Source organism: Streptomyces cyaneofuscatus (genome assembly GCF_033109485.1).
In the GTDB taxonomy this organism is placed as follows: Bacteria; Actinomycetota; Actinomycetes; order Streptomycetales; family Streptomycetaceae; genus Streptomyces; species Streptomyces cyaneofuscatus.
On sequence record NZ_CP137002.1, the window covers coordinates 2,573,078 to 2,592,470 of the forward strand.

16 protein-coding genes are annotated in these 19,393 nt (G+C 72.6%); 4 read left to right on the top strand and 12 right to left on the bottom strand.

The window, feature by feature from the left end; genetic code table 11:
• The first annotated feature begins 35 nt into the window (after positions 1-35).
• Positions 36-1,637, top strand: coding sequence for an alpha/beta hydrolase (locus tag R2B67_RS10760; RefSeq protein WP_317817507.1), 1,602 nt, complete (start codon positions 36-38; stop codon positions 1,635-1,637).
• A 98-nt stretch (positions 1,638-1,735) separates the two neighbouring features.
• Positions 1,736-3,316 (top strand): alpha/beta hydrolase, encoded by a 1,581-nt coding sequence (locus tag R2B67_RS10765; protein ID WP_317817509.1) that lies wholly within the window; start codon positions 1,736-1,738, stop codon positions 3,314-3,316.
• Positions 3,317-3,397: 81 nt separating this feature from the next.
• Here R2B67_RS10765 and moeZ read toward each other — a convergent pair whose 3' ends face one another.
• The 12 genes from moeZ to R2B67_RS10825 all read right to left on the bottom strand — a co-directional run bounded on the left by moeZ (position 3,398) and on the right by R2B67_RS10825 (position 18,164).
• On the bottom strand, positions 3,398-4,576 hold the full coding sequence (gene moeZ / locus R2B67_RS10770) for an adenylyltransferase/sulfurtransferase MoeZ (RefSeq protein ID WP_030561087.1): 1,179 nt from the start codon (positions 4,574-4,576) through the stop codon (positions 3,398-3,400).
• 99 nt (positions 4,577-4,675) lie between these two features.
• Positions 4,676-5,530: a spherulation-specific family 4 protein gene (locus R2B67_RS10775; RefSeq protein WP_317817511.1), complete on the bottom strand. Its 855-nt coding sequence runs from the start codon at positions 5,528-5,530 to the stop codon at positions 4,676-4,678.
• Positions 5,518-6,483, bottom strand: coding sequence for an NAD-dependent epimerase/dehydratase family protein (locus tag R2B67_RS10780; RefSeq protein ID WP_018510116.1), 966 nt, complete (start codon positions 6,481-6,483; stop codon positions 5,518-5,520). The genes R2B67_RS10775 and R2B67_RS10780 overlap by 13 nt, the downstream gene beginning before the upstream one ends.
• A 204-nt stretch (positions 6,484-6,687) precedes the next feature.
• A complete protein-coding gene (locus R2B67_RS10785; protein ID WP_317817513.1) occupies positions 6,688-7,836 on the bottom strand; it encodes a hypothetical protein in 1,149 nt (382 codons plus the stop codon).
• A gap of 37 nt (positions 7,837-7,873) precedes the next feature.
• Positions 7,874-9,685, bottom strand: a complete 1,812-nt coding sequence (locus tag R2B67_RS10790; RefSeq protein ID WP_317817516.1) for a DUF3492 domain-containing protein — start codon at positions 9,683-9,685, stop codon at positions 7,874-7,876.
• 190 nt (positions 9,686-9,875) lie between these two features.
• On the bottom strand, positions 9,876-11,543 hold the full coding sequence (locus R2B67_RS10795) for a dipeptide ABC transporter ATP-binding protein (protein ID WP_317817519.1): 1,668 nt from the start codon (positions 11,541-11,543) through the stop codon (positions 9,876-9,878).
• A complete protein-coding gene (locus tag R2B67_RS10800; protein WP_018510120.1) occupies positions 11,540-12,529 on the bottom strand; it encodes an ABC transporter permease in 990 nt (329 codons plus the stop codon). The genes R2B67_RS10795 and R2B67_RS10800 overlap by 4 nt, the downstream gene beginning before the upstream one ends.
• Complete coding sequence (locus R2B67_RS10805; protein WP_317817521.1) at positions 12,526-13,536, bottom strand: ABC transporter permease; 1,011 nt, start codon at positions 13,534-13,536, stop codon at positions 12,526-12,528. The genes R2B67_RS10800 and R2B67_RS10805 overlap by 4 nt, the downstream gene beginning before the upstream one ends.
• A gap of 20 nt (positions 13,537-13,556) precedes the next feature.
• On the bottom strand, positions 13,557-15,281 hold the full coding sequence (locus R2B67_RS10810; protein WP_317817523.1) for an ABC transporter substrate-binding protein: 1,725 nt from the start codon (positions 15,279-15,281) through the stop codon (positions 13,557-13,559).
• Between the two features lie 259 nt (positions 15,282-15,540).
• A complete protein-coding gene (locus R2B67_RS10815; RefSeq protein ID WP_309544399.1) occupies positions 15,541-15,636 on the bottom strand; it encodes an Ms4533A family Cys-rich leader peptide in 96 nt (31 codons plus the stop codon).
• Positions 15,637-15,714: 78 nt separating this feature from the next.
• Entirely contained in the window at positions 15,715-17,190 is a 1,476-nt protein-coding gene (locus R2B67_RS10820) for a DUF3152 domain-containing protein (protein WP_317817525.1), read from the bottom strand.
• 8 nt (positions 17,191-17,198) lie between these two features.
• Entirely contained in the window at positions 17,199-18,164 is a 966-nt protein-coding gene (locus R2B67_RS10825) for an alpha/beta fold hydrolase (RefSeq protein WP_317817526.1), read from the bottom strand.
• A 137-nt stretch (positions 18,165-18,301) separates the two neighbouring features.
• Between R2B67_RS10825 and R2B67_RS10830 the strand changes: the two genes are divergently transcribed.
• Positions 18,302-18,517, top strand: a complete 216-nt coding sequence (locus tag R2B67_RS10830) for an Rv3202a family protein (protein WP_317817528.1) — start codon at positions 18,302-18,304, stop codon at positions 18,515-18,517.
• Positions 18,518-18,684: 167 nt separating this feature from the next.
• A complete protein-coding gene (locus R2B67_RS10835; protein ID WP_317817530.1) occupies positions 18,685-19,329 on the top strand; it encodes a TetR/AcrR family transcriptional regulator in 645 nt (214 codons plus the stop codon).
• The last annotated feature ends 64 nt before the right edge of the window (positions 19,330-19,393 follow it).

Sequence of the window (19,393 nt, forward strand, 5' to 3'; positions counted from 1 at the left end):
CGCGCTCCCCGGCGCCCCGCCGCACGATGGAGCCCATGAGGACTTCCCCCGCTCTGCGTGCCGCCGCCCTCGCCGCCACCGCCACCGTGCTGCTGCCCCTGGCGGGCTGCTCGGACGGCGGCGACGGGGGCGGAGAGGGCCGCTCCACGCCCTCCGGGGCCTCGACCGCCTCCCCCACGGCCACCTCCGAGGAACTGGCGTCGCAGGAGCTGGACTGGTCGCCGTGTCCGGCGCCGAACGTGGCGCAGGGCGGTGGTGAGTCGCCCTCGCCCCTGCCCGGCGGCGCGGTCTGGGAGTGCTCCTTCATGGACGTACCGCTGGATTACGCGGAGCCGGACGGCCGGACGATCGAGCTGGCGCTGATCCGGGGGAAGGCCAAGGACCAGAAGCGGCGGATCGGTTCGCTCGTGTTCAACTTCGGTGGGCCCGGCGCCTCCGGTGTCGCGACCCTGCCGGCCTTCGGCGCGGACTACGACCGGCTCCGCGGCCGGTACGACCTGGTGAGCTTCGACCCGCGCGGGGTGGGGCGCAGCGAGGGCGTGGAGTGCGCGGACGACGCCCAGCTGGATGCCCAGTACCAGGAGGACTCCACGCCGGACGACGCGGCCGAGGAGAAGGAGTTCGTCGAGGGCCAGAAGGACTTCATCGCCACCTGTAGGGAGAACTCCGGCGCCGAACTGCCCTATGTGGGCACCACGAACGCCGCCCGCGACATGGATCTGATGCGCACGGTGCTCGGTGACGACAAGCTGCACTACTTCGGCATCTCCTACGGCACCGAGCTCGGCGGCGTCTACGCCCACCTCTACCCGGACAAGGTCGGCCGGGCGGTCTTTGACGCGGTGGTCGACCCGACGAAGGACGCCGAGCAGTCGTCGCTCGGCCAGGCCCAGGGGTTCCAGCTCGCCTTCGACAACTTCACGAAGGACTGCGCCGACCGCGGCGACAAGTGCGCCCTGCCCGGCGCCACCGGCGAGGAGGTCGAGGAGTGGATCGCCGACCTCCTGGCGAAGCTGGAGAAGGAGCCGATCGACGGGCTCGGCGACCGGGCGCTGACGCAGACGCTGGCCACCACCGGCATCGCCTCCGCGCTCTACTCCAAGGAGACCTGGCCGCTGCTGGAGCAGGGCCTGGACGAGGCCGACGGGGGTTCCGGCGCCCTGCTGCTCGCGCTGGCCGACTCGCTGAACGGCCGCTCGGAGGACGGGCGGTACGACAACTCCAACGCAGCCAACATCGCGATCAACTGCGCCGACAACAAGCAGCGCTTCACCCTGGAGCAGACGAAGGCGGCCCTGCCCGCCTTCCGCAAGGCCTCCCCGATGTTCGGCGAGTACCTGGGCTGGGGCCTGATGGGCTGCACCGGCTGGCCGGTCGCGGGCGCCTGGGTGACCCCCGACGTCAGCGCTCCCGGCTCCGCCCCGATCCTGGTCATCGGCAACACCGGCGACCCGGCGACTCCGTACGCGGGCGCGAAGGCGATGGTGGAGAAACTCGGCAAGGGAGTAGGCGTCGAGCTGACCTACAAGGGTGAAGGCCACGGCGCGTACAACAGTAAGAACACGTGTGTTCAGAGGGCCGTCGACGGCTATCTCCTGAACGGTACGGTGCCGAAGTCGGGCACCGTCTGCGAGTGATCCGCCCACCGGGCGGCAGCCTTTAGCATGACGGGACATCACAAGCGCCCGATGCGTCGTCATCACCGGCTGCGGGCCACGGGGAGGGATGCCGGATCATGCGTGCGCACCAAGGGGTTCTCCGGACCGGAGCGGCCCTCCTGACGGCGGGGCTGCTCGCCGGCTGCGGCCTGCTGTCCACGGAACCGGAGCCGAGCGACCGGGCGGACGGCCGCCCCGGTGGCTCCTCCGTCTCTCCCTCCCCGGGCCTGCAGGAGACGCCGAAGACCCCGCCCCTGCCCGCCGCCCTCACCTCCCAGCGCCCCGACTGGAAGCGCTGTACGGCCCCGAGCGGCGGCAGCGCGCCCGGCTCCGACTGGCGCTGTACGAGCGTCAAGGTGCCCCTGGACTACGCGAAGCCGTCCGGCGAGACCATCGCCGTCGCGCTGATCCGCAAGCAGGCCCGGGACAAGGACCGCCGGCTCGGCTCGATGCTGTTCAACTTCGGCGGCCCGGGCGGCTCGGGCGTGGAGATACTGCCGCGCGCGGCCTCCTCGTACGAGAAGCTCAACTCCCGCTACGACCTGGTGGGTTTCGATCCGCGCGGGGTCGCCGCCAGCTCCGGGGTGAACTGCCGCACCGACGAGGAGCAGGAACAGGCCCTCCGGAGCGTCGACCTGACCCCGGACACGGCGGCCGAGGAGGCGGCGTTCATCAAGGACGGCGCGGACTTCGGCGCGGGCTGCCAGCGCCGCTCCGGCAAGGTCCTCCCGCACGTCGGCACGTCCAACGCCGCGCGTGACCTGGACCTGATCCGCGAGGTCCTCGGCGACGACAAGCTGTCGTACTTCGGCTTCTCCTACGGTACGGAGCTGGGCGGAACGTACGCGCACCTCTTCCCGCAGAACGTGGGCCGCACCGTCCTGGACGCGGTCGTCGACCCGACCGCCGACGGCATAGGGCACGCCCGCAACCAGGCGACCGGCTTCCAGCGCGCCCTGGAGAACTACCTCAAGGACCGCGGCGAGGACCCGGAGGCGGGCTCCGAGCGCATCGCCCGGATGCTGGCCCGGATCGACCGGAAGCCGCTGCCGACCGCGTCCGGCCGCGAGCTGACCGAGTCCCTCGCCGTCACCGGCATCGTCACCCCGCTCTACTCGCAGTCCGGCTGGCCCGCGCTGACGGCCGCCCTGGACGAGGCGGAGAACAAGGGCACGGGCGACGGGCTGCTCCAGCTCGCCGACTCGTACAACGGGCGCGACGAGGAAGGGCGTTACGACACCCAGGCACACTCCCAGCGGGCCATCTCCTGCGCCGACTCGAAGGCCCGCCCCACCGTGGACGAGGCCCGCGCGCTGCTGCCGGAGTTCCGCAAGCTCTCCCCGGTGTTCGGGCCGTTCCTGGCCTGGGACACGGCCGGCTGGTGCGCCCAGTGGCCGGTCGACGGGGAGCACGAGACACCCGAGACCAGTGCGCCGGGCGCGGGCCCGATCCTGGTGATCGGGACGACCGGGGACCCGGCCACCCCGTACGAGGGGGCGCAGCGGATGGCGGACGAGCTGGGCAAGGGCGTCGGCATCATGGTCACCAACAAGGGTGAGGGGCACGGGGCGTACGGCGAGAGCGACTGTGTGACCGCGGCCGTGGACGGCTACTTCCTGGACGGGAAGGTCCCGGAGGACGGCACGACCTGCGGGTGACGCGCACGGTAAAGGGGGGCCGGTCCCCCTGAGGTGGACCGGCCCCCCTTTACCTGAACCTTTACCTGAACCGCGTGACGTCTAGTAGATCGGCTTCTCCGGCTCGATCTGGTTGACCCAGCCGATCACGCCGCCGCCGACGTGCACCGAGTCGGCGAAGCCCGCCGACTTGAGGACCGCGAGGACCTCGGCGCTGCGGACGCCCGTCTTGCAGTGCAGGACGATACGGCGGTCCTGCGGGAGGTCCTGGAGGGCGTTGCCCATGAGGAACTCGTTCTTCGGGATCAGCTTGGCGCCGGGGATCGAGACGATCTCGTACTCGTTCGGCTCGCGGACGTCGATGATCTCGATCTTCTCGTCGCCGTCGATCCACTCCTTGAGCTGCTTGGGAGTGATCGTGGAGCCGGCCGCCGCCTCCTGGGCCTCCTCGGACACGACGCCGCAGAAGGCCTCGTAGTCGATGAGCTCGGTGACGGTCGGGTTCTCGCCGCAGACCGCGCAGTCGGGGTCCTTGCGGACCTTGACCTGGCGGTACTGCATCTCCAGGGCGTCGTAGATCATCAGACGGCCGACCAGCGGGTCACCGATGCCGGCGAGCAGCTTGATGGCCTCGGTGACCTGGATCGAGCCGACCGACGCGCACAGCACGCCCAGCACGCCGCCCTCGGCGCAGGAGGGGACCATGCCCGGCGGCGGGGGCTCCGGGTAGAGGCAGCGGTAGCAGGGTCCGTGCTCGGACCAGAACACGGAGGCCTGGCCGTCGAAGCGGTAGATCGAGCCCCATACGTACGGCTTGTTCAGCAGCACGGCCGCGTCGTTGACCAGATAGCGGGTGGCGAAGTTGTCCGTGCCGTCCACGATCAGGTCGTACTGGGCGAAGATCTCCTTCACGTTCTCGGCTTCGAGCCGCTCCTCGTGAAGGACCACGTTGACGTACGGGTTGATGCCCAGCACGGAGTCCTTGGCGGACTGCGCCTTGGACCGGCCGATGTCGGCCTGGCTGTGGATGATCTGGCGCTGCAGGTTCGACTCGTCGACCTCGTCGAACTCCACGATGCCCAGCGTGCCGACCCCGGCCGCGGCCAGGTACATCAGGGCCGGGGAGCCGAGGCCGCCGGCGCCCACACAGAGCACCTTGGCGTTCTTCAGGCGCTTCTGCCCGTCCATCCCGACATCCGGGATGATCAGGTGGCGGGAGTACCTGCGGACCTCGTCGACGGTGAGCTCGGCGGCCGGCTCGACCAGGGGTGGCAGCGACACAGGAACCTCAACAATGCAGGTGGTCGGATTTACGTACGTCGACTGTGCGTACGTCGACTACGTACGGTTGTTCTTCCGGTAACACTGCCACGCCCCTTCTCATTCCGAGATACCGGGTCCGATCCGCGAGACGATTTCGTCCCAGTACCTGGGCAGCGCCGCGAATGGATCGGTTTGCCCGGTCCGTCCCTCGCCGGCCCGCCCGTCACCGCTCCGCCCGCCCCGGTCCGTGAAGAAGATCGTCCCGGCGCCCTGCCAGCGGGCGACGCGCATCGCCTCGTCGAGATGGGTGCGTGGCACCCCGTGGACGAAGTGCGCGAACCGCTCCGGCGGGTAGTCCGCCGTCCACTCGGCCACCTGTGACCAGCGGTAGTCGGTCCACGGCCCCTGGAAGGTGACCAGTTGGTCGGCCGCCTCCGCGTACCCGGGGTACGGGTGGGTGCCGTGGCCCAGCACCAGGCGGCCGCCGTCGTCGGCGCTGTCGCTCTCCGCGAGGAGCGCGTGGAGGGTGCCGGTGAGACGGCGTACGCCGGGCAGCCCGGACCGCTCGGCGGGGCAGCGGGCGAGGTAGAAGCCGCCGACCCGGTACCAGTCGATGAAGGACCGGGCGTCCGCGATCAGCTCGTCGAACGGCCGGTTGCCGTAGGCGAGATCGAGGTGGCCGAGGAGCCGGCCGCCGCAGGCGCGTACGGAGTCGTCCGGGGCCTCGCCGTGCAGGGCGCGTTCCCGGGCGTTACGGAGCCGGCCGGCCACCTCCAGGCAGTGCGGGTCGGGCCGGGTGCCGGGGCCGTCCGCGATGTTGAGGACGGCCCAGTGCAGCGGGGTGCCGGGGCGGATCAGCTCGGCCCATTCGGCGGGGGCGAGCAGCGGGTGGGCGTAGCCGGGGACGCCGAAGCCGAGCTGCTCGCCGCCCGCGGTCCTGCGGGCGTCGGCGGGAGCGGTCAGATGCGGCACGCCGCCTCCATCCAGATGTCCGCGAGGGACTCCTCCAGGTTGATCCGGGGGCGCCAGCCGAGCCGGTCCCGCGCGGTGCGGACGTCGGCCTGCTGCCAGACCCCGCAGCCGTCCGGGTACGGGGACGGGGTCGCCGACAGGTGCTCCATGACCGACTCGGCGGAGGTGCGCGGCGCGCCGATGGGCAGGCGCGGGGGCGGGGAGTCCAGCTCGTGGAGCGCGCCCGCGTACCCGGCGACCCGCGCCAGGACGGCGGCGGCGTCGCGGAGGCGGACGGCGCGCCCGGTGCCGATGTTGACGACGCCCTGGGCGGCGGAGAGCGAGGCGGCGTGCACGGCCCGCGCCACATCCCGTACGTCGACGAAGTCCCGCTGCACGCCGAGGCCGCTGAGCTTGAGCTCACCGTCGCCGGACTGCATGGCCCGGCGCATCGCCTCGGCGAGCCGGCCGAGCGGGGAGCCCGCCGGGGTGCCGGGGCCGACGGGTGAGAAGACCCGGAGGACGACGGCGTCCAGGCCCGAGCCGAGGACCAGTTCGGTGGCGGCGAGCTTGCTGACGCCGTACGGGCCGCCGGGGCGCGGGATGGCGTCCTCGGCGGTGGAGGAGCCGGGCTGCGAGGGGCCGTACTCGGAGGCGCAGCCGACCTGGACGAGCCGGGCCCCGCAGCCGCTGCGGCGCAGGGCCTCGCAGACGGTGGCGACGGCGACGGTGTTGTGGCGGGTGAGGTCGCGGGCGCCGCCTCGGGTGGCGCCCGCGCAGTTGACGACGACTCCGGGGTGGACGGCGTCCAGGAAGCGGGTGAGCGCTCCCGGGCTGCCGCCGGCGAGGTCGAACCGGACGTCGGCGTCGTCGCCGCGGCCGAGGGCCGTGAGGTGGACAGCGGGGTCGGCGAGCAGCCGGTCGGCGACGAAGCGGCCGAGGAATCCGTTGGCTCCGAGCAGCAGCACCCTCATCGCGCACCGCCTCGGTGCCGACGGCGGGCTGCCGGTGCGGGGGATTGGGGGGTCATGGCGGGTTACTCCTTGGTGGGTCAGTTCGCTGGTTGGTGCGGGTGTCGGACAGGGCCCGCGGCGTCGGCTCCGCGGGGGTGGTGCGGTGGTGCGGTGGTGAGGTGGTGCGGTTCGGGGGGTGGGGGTTTTGGGGGGTACGGGGGTCGGTCACGCCCTGGTGTGGGCCGAGGCCCGGGAGAGCGCGGTCAAGGCGTGGACCAGGAGTCCGAGCGCCGCCGCCCCGCAGGCGAGGGCGGGCACGGCTCCGGTGCCGCCCGCCGCGACGAGGGCGTGGACGGGTCGGCCCAGGGGTTCGAGGCCGGGCAGCCGTCCGGCGAGGACGAGGGCGGGGGCGGCGGCCTCCAGGGCGCAGGCGGCGGCGAGGGCGACGGTGCCCGGCTCGGGCAGTCCGTGCGCGGCGAGCAGCCGGGCCAGGAAGAACAGCACGCCGAGGGCGGCGGCCGCGACCGGCGTACCGTCGCCGCCGAAGCCGAGGTCGGCCAGGAACAGCAGGGGCAGCAGGGCGCAGACGAAGAGCGCGAAGGCCGCCAGGAGGAGGGGGCGCACTCCCGCGCCGAACTCCTCCAGTGCGCGGCTCCCGGTGAGTTTGCGGTGGGCGCGCACGGTGAAGAGGTGCGCGCACCAGGCCGCCGGGGCGAGTGCCGCGGTGAGCCCGAGCAGCGGGGCGGGGGCGGCCTCCCAGAGGCCGTCCGGGCCGCCGCTGACGACCTGGGCGAGCAGCCCCTCCCCGTACACCGCGAAGCTCAGGAGCCAGCAGGCGTACATCCCTGCGCGGCCCGCTCCTTCGGGGGCGCGCAGCGGGCCCCGGCCGAGGCAGAGCCGGAGCGCCAGGCACGTGAGGAGTGCGCCGGTGACCGTCACGGCGGCCCGCGCTCCCCCGCCGAGCACCCCTTCGGTGGTCCGGAGCAGCCCGGCGGTGGCGAGGCAGGCGGCGCCGGGGAGCAGCGCGAGCAGCGTCCACCCGGCGCGGGCCTCGGTGTCGGGCCCCGGTGGCGGGGGCGCGGCCACGGCGGGTCCGGCGGGCCGGTCCGGGGTGCGGGCGTACAGCTCCTCTGCGAGGGCGAACACGTCGCGGTGGCGGTAGCGGGCGGCGGTGCGGTCGGTGAGGCCGTGGGCCTCCAGACCGGCGGCGATCTCCAGCGGGCTGACGGCCCGTTCGCACAGGTCGCGGTGGTCGTGCATGAGGGACTTCACGGGGTCGGCGGGGCCCCGGCGCGCGGGGGCGGCGGGCCTGCGCAGCTCGGGACGCGCAGGGATCTCGGCGGCTCGCGCAGGAAGTTCGGCGGGGCGGGGCATCGGGGGGTCTTCTCCGTGGTCGGGCCGGATCGGGTGGTCACGCATCGCCGTCCCCCGGTCCGCAGGCCGTCGCGCAGAGGCACCCGGGCTCCGGGGCTGACCCGGCATGCCGGGCGGCCTCCGGCTCCGCCCCGGCGGCGGCCCAGCTCGGCACCGGCGCTCCGACGGCCGCGGACTGCGGCTGGGTCCAGGGGCCGGGCAGCCGGGCCTCCGCCGGGACGGCGAAGAGCCGGGGCTCGCCGTCGGCGTCCACCGCGTCGGCCTCCCGGCGCACCGGGGCGTGCGAGATCAGCTCCAGGAAAATGCCGCGAAATGCCGCGAGGTTCTGTTCGACGGTGAAGAGTTCGAGCGCACGGGCCCGCGCCGCCGCCCCCAGTCGCGCCCGGCGCTCGGGGTCGCGCAGCAGCGCGATGCAGGCGTCCGCGAGCGCCCGGGGGTTGCGCGGGGGCACCACCAGGCCGGTGCCGCCGATGACTTCGACGACCGCTCCGACGTCGGTGGAGACGGTGGCCCGGCCGCAGAACATCGACTCGACGAGGCTGATCGGGAAGCCCTCGACGACGCTGGAGAGCACGCTCACGCCGCCCGCCGCGTAGGCCTCGGCGAGGCCGGGGACCTCGGGGCCGCCGATCTCCTCGAAGGTGACCGGGCTGACGCCTTCGGTGTGGGCGCCGGTGGCCTCGTCCGGGAAGAGCTGGGCGGCCAGCGCCCGGCAGTGCGCGAGGTACGTGGTGGCCTCGTCCCCGTCCGCCGGGGCGCCGAAGATCCGCAGCCGGGCGTCCGGTTCGGCGCGGCGGACCTCGGCGAAGGCGTGGAGCAGGGCGATCAGGTCCTTGGCGGGCTCGATCCGGCCGACCCGGACCAGGGTGTGAGGACCGCCCGCGTCGTCTTGCTCGCCGACGGCGGAGAAGCGTTCGGCGGCCATGCCCGGGTAGACCGTGCGCTGCCGGGCGGGGTCGGCGCCGCACCGCTGCTGCCAGCGGCGTACGTGGGTGTTGCCGGCGGTGACGAGCGCGGCCTGCCGGTAGACCTCGGCGGCCAGCAGCGTGTGGAAGTGGGCGAGGAGGGCACGGACGGGAGCGCCGAAGGAGGCGTCCGGCGCGGCCAGGTAGTGCGTACGGAGCGGCACGCCGTGCTCGGTGACGAGCAGCGGCACACCGAAGAAGCGTTTGGCCAGCAGCCCCGGAATGGCGGCCGCCCCGCCGGACGCCGCGTGGCAGAGGTCGACGGCGCCGAGGCTCTCCGGCTCGTACCAGTCGAGCGAGAGCGGGCGCAGGACGCGCTCCAGTTCGGCGGCGAAGGCGAGGTGGTCCACGACGGTGGCGCTCTGCACGGTCCGGCCGGCGCCCCGGGCGCGGGAGGCGGCCTCCAGGATCCGGACGGTGGTCTCGGAGCGCAGGGCGAGGTGGAGTCCGCCGCGCTCCCGGGCCAGCTCGGCCAGCCCGTAGAACCCTTCGGCGAAGAGCCCGCCGCCGTCATCGGCCGAGGCGGTGCCGGTGTCCTCGGTGGCGCAGACCGCGGTGGCCAGCGCCTTCACATGGGCGGCGAAGCGCTTGCGGTCGCGCCGCCCGTAGGAGACGCCCCCGCCGGTCACCAGCCTGGCCAGGAGGCCGCGTGCACCGCTGCCGCGCGGGGTGCCGTCCTCCGGGGTCCAGAGCGGTGCGGTGCGCACCCGGCTGACGTGGTGCGGCAGCCTGACCCAGCCCTGGTCCTCCTGGTGGGCGGAGCGGCTCAAAGCGAAGAGGTCGAACTCGTGCTGCGGCAGCCCGCGCACCAGCCGGTCGCACCAGAGTCTGGACTCACCGGTCGCATACGGATAGCCACCGTCGGTGAGCAGTCCGATCCGCACGAGTACACCCCCGATCTCCCTTGTGGGCGGCCGCCGTTGGAACGGCGACTCGCAGCGGGACGACCGTAAGCGGATACGCCGGTGGTGCGACGGACGGTTGTCCGTCGCACCACCGAAAGGGGTGAACCGTCGTAACTTTCCCGCGCCCGTCGCGTTCCGTCGCGGTACGGCGGTCGGTTGTTACGGAGGGTCAGGCTGCGGCCAGCTCCCTGCGGGCCGCCCGGCGCGCCGCCGCCAGCCCGGGATCGAGCGCCGGAACAGCCGCCAACAGCTGTTTCGTGTACGGGTCCTGAGGGTCTCCGTACACCTCGTCGGCACTCCCCTGTTCGACGATCAGGCCGCCGCGCATCACCGCGACCCGGTCGCTGACCTGCCGGACCACGGCGAGGTCGTGGGCGATGAAGACCAGGCCGATGCCCAGCTCGCGCTGGAGTTCGGCGAGCAGCGCGACGACCTGGGCCTGGGTGGTGACGTCGAGCGCGGAGACCGGTTCGTCGCAGACGATGACCTTCGGCTCGGCGGCCAGGGCGCGGGCGATCCCGATGCGCTGGCGCTGTCCGCCGCTGAACTCGTGCGGGTAGCGCTCGAAGTGCGCCGGGTCGAGCCCGACGCGCTCCAGGAGTGCGCCCGCCCGGTCCCGTACGCGCCCCTCGTCGCGCTCCCCGGCGGCCCGCAGCGGGTCGGCCACGGACTCGCCGACCGAGCGGCGCGGGTTGAGGGAGGCGACCGGGTCCTGGAACACCATCTGGAGCTCGCGCCGGAAGGGCCGCAGCTCCTTCTCCGACAGCGAGCCGATCTCCGTACCCCCGTAACGGAGCCGGCCCGCCGTCGGGTCCAGGAGGCGGACCAGCATCCGCCCGAGCGTGGTCTTGCCGCTGCCGCTCTCCCCGACGATGCCGAGCGTCTGCCCGGCGTGCACGGTGAGCGAGACCCCGCCCACGGCGGCGACCTTGCCGCTCCCCCGGCCGAATTCGCGCCGCAGGTCGACGGCCTCGAGCAGCGGAGCCGCATCCTCCGCGACACGGGGCGCGGGCACCGGCACCACCCGCCGCGTCTCCACCCTCGGCACCGCCGCCAGCAGCTCCTTCGTGTAGGCCTCGCGCGGCGACCCGAGCACCCGGGCCACCGGCCCGCGCTCCACCTCGCGGCCCTCCCGCATGACGAGCACGTCGTCCACGCTCTCGGCGGCCACGCCCACGTCATGGGTGACCAGCAGCAGCCCCATGCCCGTCTCCTGGCGCAGGGTGTGCAGGAGGTCCAGGATCTGGGCCTGGACGGTGACGTCGAGCGCGGTCGTCGGCTCGTCCGCCACGATCAGCCGGGGCTCACAGGCGAGGGCCATCGCGATCAGCGCCCGCTGCCGCATCCCGCCGGAGAACTCGTGCGGCCGCAGCCGGGAGCGGCGGGCCGCGTCCGGGATGCCGACCCGGTCCAGCACCTCGACGGCCCGGGCGCGGGCGGCCTTGCGGGAGGCGCGGTGGTGGACCCGGTAGACCTCGGCGATCTGGTCGCCCACCGGGTAGTACGGGTCGAGGGAGGAGAGCGGGTCCTGGAAGACCATGGCGGCCTTCGCCCCCCGCAGCGCCCGCAGGCCGGCGTCGTCGGCCGCGTTCACGTCCGTACCGGCGACCTTGACCGTGCCGCCGACCCGGGCGCCCGTCCCCCGGTGGAGGCCGAGCAGGGCGTAGGCGGAGGCGGACTTGCCGGAGCCGGACTCCCCCACCACGCCGAGGGCGCCGCCCACCTCCAGGGTGAAGGAGAGCCCGTCGACGGCCCGTACGGAACCGAAGTCGACGGTGAGGCCGGAAACATCGACCAGTAGCTCGCGCGTTGCCTTCAGTAGTTCACGCGTCGTCATGAAAGGACCACCCGTCGGTCGGCCAGCGCGTACAGCAGGTCCGCGGCGGCATTGGCGAGGACGACGAAGAACCCGGTCACCAGCACCATGCCGACCACCACGGGCAGGTCGACGACCTTCACCGCGTTGACCAGTTCGCGCCCGATGCCCGGGATGCCGAAGAGGGACTCGGTGAGCACCGCGCCGCCGAACATCGTGCCGAAGTCCAGCGCGCTGAGGGCGATGACGGGCGCCACCGCGCCCCGGAGCGCGTGCCGGCCGATGATGGCCCGCTCCCCGACCCCGTACGCGCGGAAGGTGCGCACATGGTCCTCGGCGAGGGTCTCCAGCATGGCGCTGCGGGTGAGCCGCGCGTACTTCGCGGACTCGATCAGCGCCAGCGACACCCAGGGCAGCAGCAGCCCCCACGCCCACTGTTCGGGGTCCTCGGCGAAGGGGACGTAACTGGGGGCGGGGAGCCACTGGAGGGTGGAGCAGAACACGATGATGAGCAGCAGCCCGATCACGAAGACGGGCGTGGCCGAGCCCGCCAGCGTCAGCCAGGTCAGAACGCGTTCGGTGAGCCGGCCGCGCCGCCAGGCGGATAGCACGCCGGTGCCGACGCCGAGCAGCAGCCAGCCCGCGAAGGCGCCGATCACGAGCGATCCGGTGACCGGGAGCTTGGCCAGGATGAGCTGGGTGACCTGCTGGTCGGACTGGTAGGAGACACCGAGGCAGGGCGCCGAGCAGTGCTCCACACCGGTGCCGGTGGAGAAGTCGCGCCCGGCGACGATGCCCTGGAGGAAGTGCCCGTACTGCACGTACAGCGGGTCGTTCAGCCGCAGCTGCTCGGTGACCTGGGCGACCTGGGCGGGTGAGCAGCGCGGCCCGCAGACGATCTGGGCGACATCGCCGGGGGCGACGTAGAAGATGCCGTAGAGGATGGCGGTCAGGGCGAACAGGACGAGGACGGCCCCGCCGAGCCGCCGGATCAGGAAGCCGGTCATGCCGCGTCCTCCTTGCTCTGCTTCGTGCCGACGCGGGTCCGCTTCGTGCCCACGCGCAGCCGGGACGCGGCGCGCGGGTCGAGTGCCGTACGGACGCCCTCGCCGAGGACGGTGAGCGCGAGGACGGTGACGAAGAGCAGCCCGGCGGGGAGCAGCAGATAGGTGGGGGCCGCCTGGTACCAGGTGTCGGCCTCGGTGAGCATCTGGCCCCAGGACGGGGTCGGCGGTTTGATGCCGACGCCGAGGAAGGACAGGGCCGCCTCCACGATGATGTTGGTGGGGAAGGCCAGGGCGGCGTACGTGATCACGGGCGCGGCGAGCGAGGGCAGCAGCTCGCGGCGGGCGATGGACCACTTTCCGCGTCCGCTGAGCCGGGCCGCCGAGACGAAGTCGAGGGACTTCAGGGTGAGCGCCTGGGCCCGCACGATCTTCGACGTACCGGCCCAGTTGATGCCCCCGATGACCAGGGCGATCAGGACGGGCCGGGGGAAGGTCTCGGGGACGATCGCCAGCAGCGCCAGGGCGATGACCATGATCGGCAGGGCCACGTTGATGTCGGTGATCCGGCTGAGGAGCTGGTCGACCCAGCGGCTGCCGAGCGCGGCGGTGAGGCCGATGATCAGGCCGAGGGTGATCTGGAGGACGGTGGCGAAGAGGGCGACGCCGAGCGAGACCCGGGCGCCGTACACGATGCGGGCGAACAGGTCGCGGCCGGTCTGCGGTTCGACGCCGAGCCAGTGGTCGGCGCTGATGCCGCCGAAGGGGCCGATGGGGACGCCGCCGGCCGCCGAGTCGACGAGGTCGGGGTGGTAGGTGTTCGGGTCCTGGCCCGCCAGTGCGGTGAGCAGTGGTGCGGCGAGTGCGACCAGGACGAGCAGGAGGACGACGAGGGCCGCGGCAAAGGCCGCGCGCTGGGCGCGCAGCCTCCGCCAGAACAGCCGGGCCCCGGAGGCGGGGGCGACGGCCGGCGCCGCTCCCGCCTCCTGGACCAGAAGGGCATCGGACATGGTTACTTGACCGCGACCTGCTACTTGACCGCGACCTGGGAGACGTCGAGGACGCCGGTCCAGTCGCTGATGACGATGTTCTTGACGTCCTGGCCGTACAGGCGCTTGTAGACGGGGTGGAACAGCGGCACGGTCAGCGCCTTCTCACCGATCTTCTTGTCGAGCGCGCCCCAGCGGGCGGCGGCGGCCTTCAGGTCGGTCAGCTTGTTGATCTCGTCGATCTCCTTGTTGACCTCGGGGTCGTTCAGGAAGCTGGTGTTGTAGTTGGCACCGTTCTCGACGATCTGCCGGCCGTCGAAGATCGGGGCGAGGAACGGACCGCCGGAGGGCCAGTCGGCACCCCAGTGGGCGAGGAAGAAGCCGGGCTCCTTCTTGGCGTCGTGGATGGTGTCGGAGTAGTCGTTGTCCTCAAGGCCCTGGAGCTTGACGGTGATGCCGGCCTTCTTGAGGGCGGCCTGGAGCGCGGTGGCGATCTCCGGGCTGGTCTCGAAGTCCTTGGCGTTGGAGTGGGTGAGGGTGACGGTCAGGCCCTTGTCGTACCCGGCCTCCTTGAGCAGCTCCTTCGCCTTCGCCGCGTCACCGGTCTTCCCGGCCGGGAAGTGGTCGTAGGGCGCGTGGCCGAAGGAGTCCCGCTCGGGGAGGAAGGTGGTGGCGGGCTCGGCGAGCGAGGAGCCGCCGGCCGCGTTGATGACCGAGGAGCGGTCGACGGCGTACGAGATCGCCTGGCGCACCTTCGGGTTGTCGAAGGGCTTCACCTTGGGGTTGAAGGCGATGTAGTTGGTGTAGCCGAAGTGGCCGGTGCCGACGCGGGCGGCGAGCTTCTTGTCGCTGCTGACCTTGGCGAGTTCGGCCGGGCCGAGGTTGGTGTCGGTGGTGACGGCGGCGGCGTCGGGGCCCTGCGAGGCGGAGAGCCGCTGGTTGATGACGGCGGCGTCGAGGCCGGAGCGGACGTCGATCCGGTCGGGGTAGGCCTTGCGCTCCTCGTCGGTCTTCGCCGACCAGTGCGGGTTGCGCTCCAGGACGAGGCGCTCGCCGTCGTTCTCGTTGGTGACGACCTTGTACGGGCCCGAGGAGACGGGGTGCTCCTCGTACTTGGTGCCGGTGTCCTTGGCCTTCGGCACCGGGGTGGTCTGGGTCTGGGTGGCCAGGTAGGGGAACTCGCCCTCGGGCTTGTTCAGCCGGAACACGATGGTCCGGTCGTCGGGCACCTCGATGGAGTCGAGGCCCTTCTTGTCCTTGTACGGGCCCTGGTAGTCGGCCCCGCCGATCAGCCAGTCCCGCAGGTAGGGGGCGCCGCCGGAGAGCTCGGGGGCGAAGGAGCGCTCGATGCCGTACTTGATGTCGGCCGAGGTGATCGCGGTGCCGTCCTCGTACTTCAGCCCCTCCTTCAGGGTGTACGTCCACACCGTGGCGTCCTTGTTGGGCTTGCCCAGGTCGGTGGCGAGGTCGGGGACGACCTGCGCGCCGTCGGCGCCGTCCTCACGGTTGCGGGTGGTGAGGGTGCGGAAGACGAGGGAGGGGATGTTGCCTCCGCCGGAGGTGTAGAGCCGGGCCGGGTCGAAGTCCTGCTGGGTGTTGCGGTTCAGGACGGTGAGGGTGCCGCCCTTCTGCGGCGTGCCCTCGGCGCCGGAGCCGCTGTCGCCGCCCTTGCTGTCCTCGGGACCGCAGGCCGCGGCACCCGCGGCGAGGACGAGGGTGACGGTGGCCGCGGCCACGCGGCGCGATATGACGGACGGTTGACGCATCGGAAGATGACCTCTCGGATGTACTGCGAAACAGACGCGGGAAGGAAAACCGGCTAGGGAAGAGAAATCCGCGCAGGCGACAGCACGAGAAAGGCCCTGGCCTGAAAAGGCGGAAAGAAGGACCGGCCGGACAAGGAAGCGCCGCGCCTGCGGACGGAGTGAGGTCCAGGCGCGGCGGTCACGGGGCCGTCGGAGCCGTTCAGGGGCTCACGGACGGGTCACGCGAAAAGGGAAAGCCGACTGCGCGCTCGGACAGGCGTCAGCGACAGAGAATGTCGGCTACGCAGTGCCCGGTCACGCCGAGAAGCGCCAGCTCAAGGGCGGCGATCTCGGAAGGTGCGGGGCTGCGTGACATGCCGAGAAATATGAACGACCGCCTTGACCGCTGTCAAAGCGGAACAAGACGGCCGTCTCGGTATGCGGACACGCGTCGTCAACTACCGGGGTGCACCCAGGGGTTGGGCTTGCACTTGATCCCGTCGATGTCCAGGGATTTGGTCTGCTGCTGCATCACCGGGGCCAGGGCGCCGGGCGTGCGGCAGCTCACATGGTTGTACCCGAGCCGGTGGCCGACCTCGTGATTGATGAGCATCTGGCGATAGGCCAGCAGCTTCTTCGGACCGAAGGTGGCGGAACCCTGAGCCCAGCGATAGGCATTGATCATCACGCGGTCGGTCGAGGCCGAATCGCACGAGACATTGTCGATCGTCGTGTCCAGACCGGATTTCGCACACCATTCACCGGTCGTCCCGGGACTGGCGAGCGTGATCACGAAATCCGGGCTCCCGGAAGAGATCCGCTCGAAGGTCATCGCACCGTTGTGCGCCCAACTCCGGTCGTCGTTCAGCGTCTTCTGGACGGCTTCGGCGAAAAGCCCGGCATCGAGGGAGAGGCCCTTCTCGACATCGATCCGGTAGCGGTACTTCTGGCCCTTGCCGGGCGCCTTCGCCAGTCCGGGGACGGCCTCGAATGTCCCGGCCGCCTTCAGGTCCGCGGCGAGCGTGAAGGGCTGCGCCATCTTCTCGCCGTACGAAAGGGGCTTGACCTCGGGGGCCCGCGTCGCGGGCTGCTCGGGGGTCGGGCGGGCGTCCGAGCGCGAGGCGCCCTCGCCGCCGTCCCGCTCCACACCGGCCGCCCGCTCCGCCGCCGTCCGGCCGGCGGAGTCCTCGGCGACCTGTCCGGCCACCACGACCGCGAGCACGGTCGTCACCGCGGCCGCGGCGATCCCGGTGAAGGTCCGGCCCTTGCCGCTCTTGGGCCCATGGCGCTCGGCGGGCTCCGCATCCGGCGCGTCGCCCGGCTCCACCGGAGGTCCGGCGGCTTCGGAGCCCGCACGGGTGTCCGGCGCATCGGCGTCGAAGGCGTCGACGAACTCCCGGCGGGGGCCCGGCATCGTCTCGGGGCCGGCGGCGGCCGGCTGACGCCCCGTCCGCCCGTCGGCGGCGCGCTGGGCGGCCTGCTGGGCGTACACCTGACGCGCCACGGCCCGTTCCCGGGCGGCGTCTTCACGCGCGGCGTCCTGGTCCGGGCGGCCCGGAGCCCCGTACGGCTGCGCGTACGCCGGGCCGCCGGGGGCCGCGGCGCCGTGATACTGCTGCCCGGCGCCCTGGGGGCCGCCGTAGGTCTGCTGCGGACCGGTGCCCCAGCCGCCGCCCGGCTCGTGCTGCTCCGGGTGGCCGCCGCGCACCTGGGGGGCGTCCTGGAAGGGCGCGGCCGGGTAGGGGGCGTCGAGGAACGCGGTGTCCCGCTGCGGTGCGTGCCCGTCGGCGGGCGGCGCGGGCCCCTGGCGCCTGCGCCGGCCGCCGCCGGAGGAGGAGGCGGGGCGGGGTACGGCGCGGAAGCCGCCCGGATCCGCCGCTGCGGCGTCCGGGCGGGTGGCCTCTGCGCCCTTTCGGCTGTGTCGTCCCACGCCCCGGATCAGCTCCCGCCGCCATCGTCGAGCAGTTCCCGGAACGCCTGGGCGACCGCCTCCGGGTACTCCATCATCGCCACGTGCCCCGCGTCGGGCAGGGTCAGCAGCCGGGCGTCGCGGAAGGCCGCGGACGCCCTGCGTGCCATCCGGTACGAGACGAGCTGGTCCCGTCCGCCGTACACGAGCTGGGTAGGTGCGAGCACCCGCTCGGCCTGGCGCCACAGTCCGTGCTGGCCGCCCAGGGTGTACGCGTCCACGATGCCCCGGGCCGAACGCGTCATCGCGTCCCAGAAGTACGGCAGCTCCAGCCGTCGCTCCATCTCGGCCACCGCGTGGCGGAAGGCTTCGTCGGAGATCCGTGCCGGATCGCCGTAACAGAGTGCCATGACTCCGCGCGTCCGCTGCTCCGCCGTCCAGCCCTTCGTGAGCCGGGCGAACAGCGGAGCAACCCCCGGTACCGCCAGAAGGCCGGTCGGTACGGCGGGCCGCTGCACCCGCCACTCGGGCAGCGCGGGCGAGATCAGAGTCAGGGTGCGCACGAGGTCGGGGCGGACGGCGGCCACCCGTACGGCGACCGCGCCGCCCAGCGAGTTGCCGAACAGATGGACGGGGCCGCGTCCACCCGCGTCGAGCAGCCGGATCACCGCACGGGCGTGCCCGGTGACCGAGTAGTTGCCGTCGTCCGGGGGCGGCGAGTCACCGAATCCGGGCAGGTCGACGGCGTCGGGCTCGACCACGTCCGCCAACAGCGGCATCAGGGCCGACCAGTTCTGCGAGGACCCGCCGAGCCCGTGCACGAAGAGCGCGGGCGGCAGTCCCGTCCGGTCGGCGGGCCGCGAACGGACGGTCAGCGTGAGCCCCGGCAGGGCCACCGAACGCAGCCGCTCGCCCTCGGCGACCCGGACGGCGCTGACCGTGGGAGCCACCGCGGCGGCGATGGCTTGGGTACCCGGCAGCTCGGTCGAAGACATGCGGCAATGTTACGAGACGATCACGCCCCCGTTCATGTGTTCGCGGTCACAGGCCGCATCGCGGGGTAGGAGTGTTGCTCCTACGCTTCAAGGGAAGCGGCCACGGACACGGCCGCGGGGGAAGAAAGGGAGTCACCATGACGGTCGACCCGAGCGACCCGGCCACCTTCGAGAGCACCGAGCCGGACACACCGGGTCCGGAAGCCCCGGAGGCGGATGCCGCCGAGCAGCGCACGGACGTCCGGCCCGAGGGCGACGAGCAGGTGGAGGACGCGGACCTGGCCACCGCCAACGAGGCCGATGTGGCGGAACAGCGCAGGGTGATCCCGCTGGACGAGGACGATTACCGGTAGAACGCCCCGCTTCGTCCTGGGCCCTGGAGAACTGTGGCTTCCACCCGCGTCCGGTCCGTGAAATTCTGCGTCCGCGCCGCGCGCACCGGGGTTACCCAAAAGTACGATGGCTGTACGGCGCAGCGTGTACGGATCGGCTGTGCTGGAACACACATTTGGGAGGCGGCGTGAGCGCCATCGAGCAGACAGAGGCAGCGCGCCCGCGGGGCACGCGTCTTCCCCGCCGCGCCCGACGCAATCAGCTCCTGGGCGCCGCGCAGGAGGTCTTCGTCGCACAGGGCTACCACTCCGCCGCGATGGACGACATCGCCGAGCGGGCCGGCGTGAGCAAGCCGGTGCTCTATCAGCACTTCCCCGGCAAGCTGGAGCTCTACCTCGCCCTCCTCGACCAGCACTGCGAGTCGCTGCTCCAGGCCGTCGTGACGGCGCTGGCGTCGACGACCGACAACAAGCTGCGCGTCGAGGCGACGATGGACGCCTACTTCGCGTACGTGGAGGACGAGGGCGGCGCCTTCCGGCTGGTCTTCGAGTCCGACCTGACCAACGAGCCCGCCGTGCGCGAGCGGGTCGACCGGGTCTCCCTCCAGTGCGCCGAGGCGATCTCCGACGTGATCGCCGGGGACACGGGGCTGTCCAAGGACGAGTCCATGCTCCTCGCGGTGGGCCTCGGCGGCGTGTCGCAGGTGGTGGCGCGCTACTGGCTCTCCAGCGGCTCCAGCATCCCGCGGGACGCGGCGGTGCAGCTGCTCACCTCGCTGGCCTGGCGGGGTATCGCGGGCTTCCCGCTGCACGGCGTCGACCAGCAGCACTGAAGCCTCCGGGCGGCGTGGACACCCGGTCGCGGCGGCGTGGACACCCTGTTGCGGCCGCGTCCCG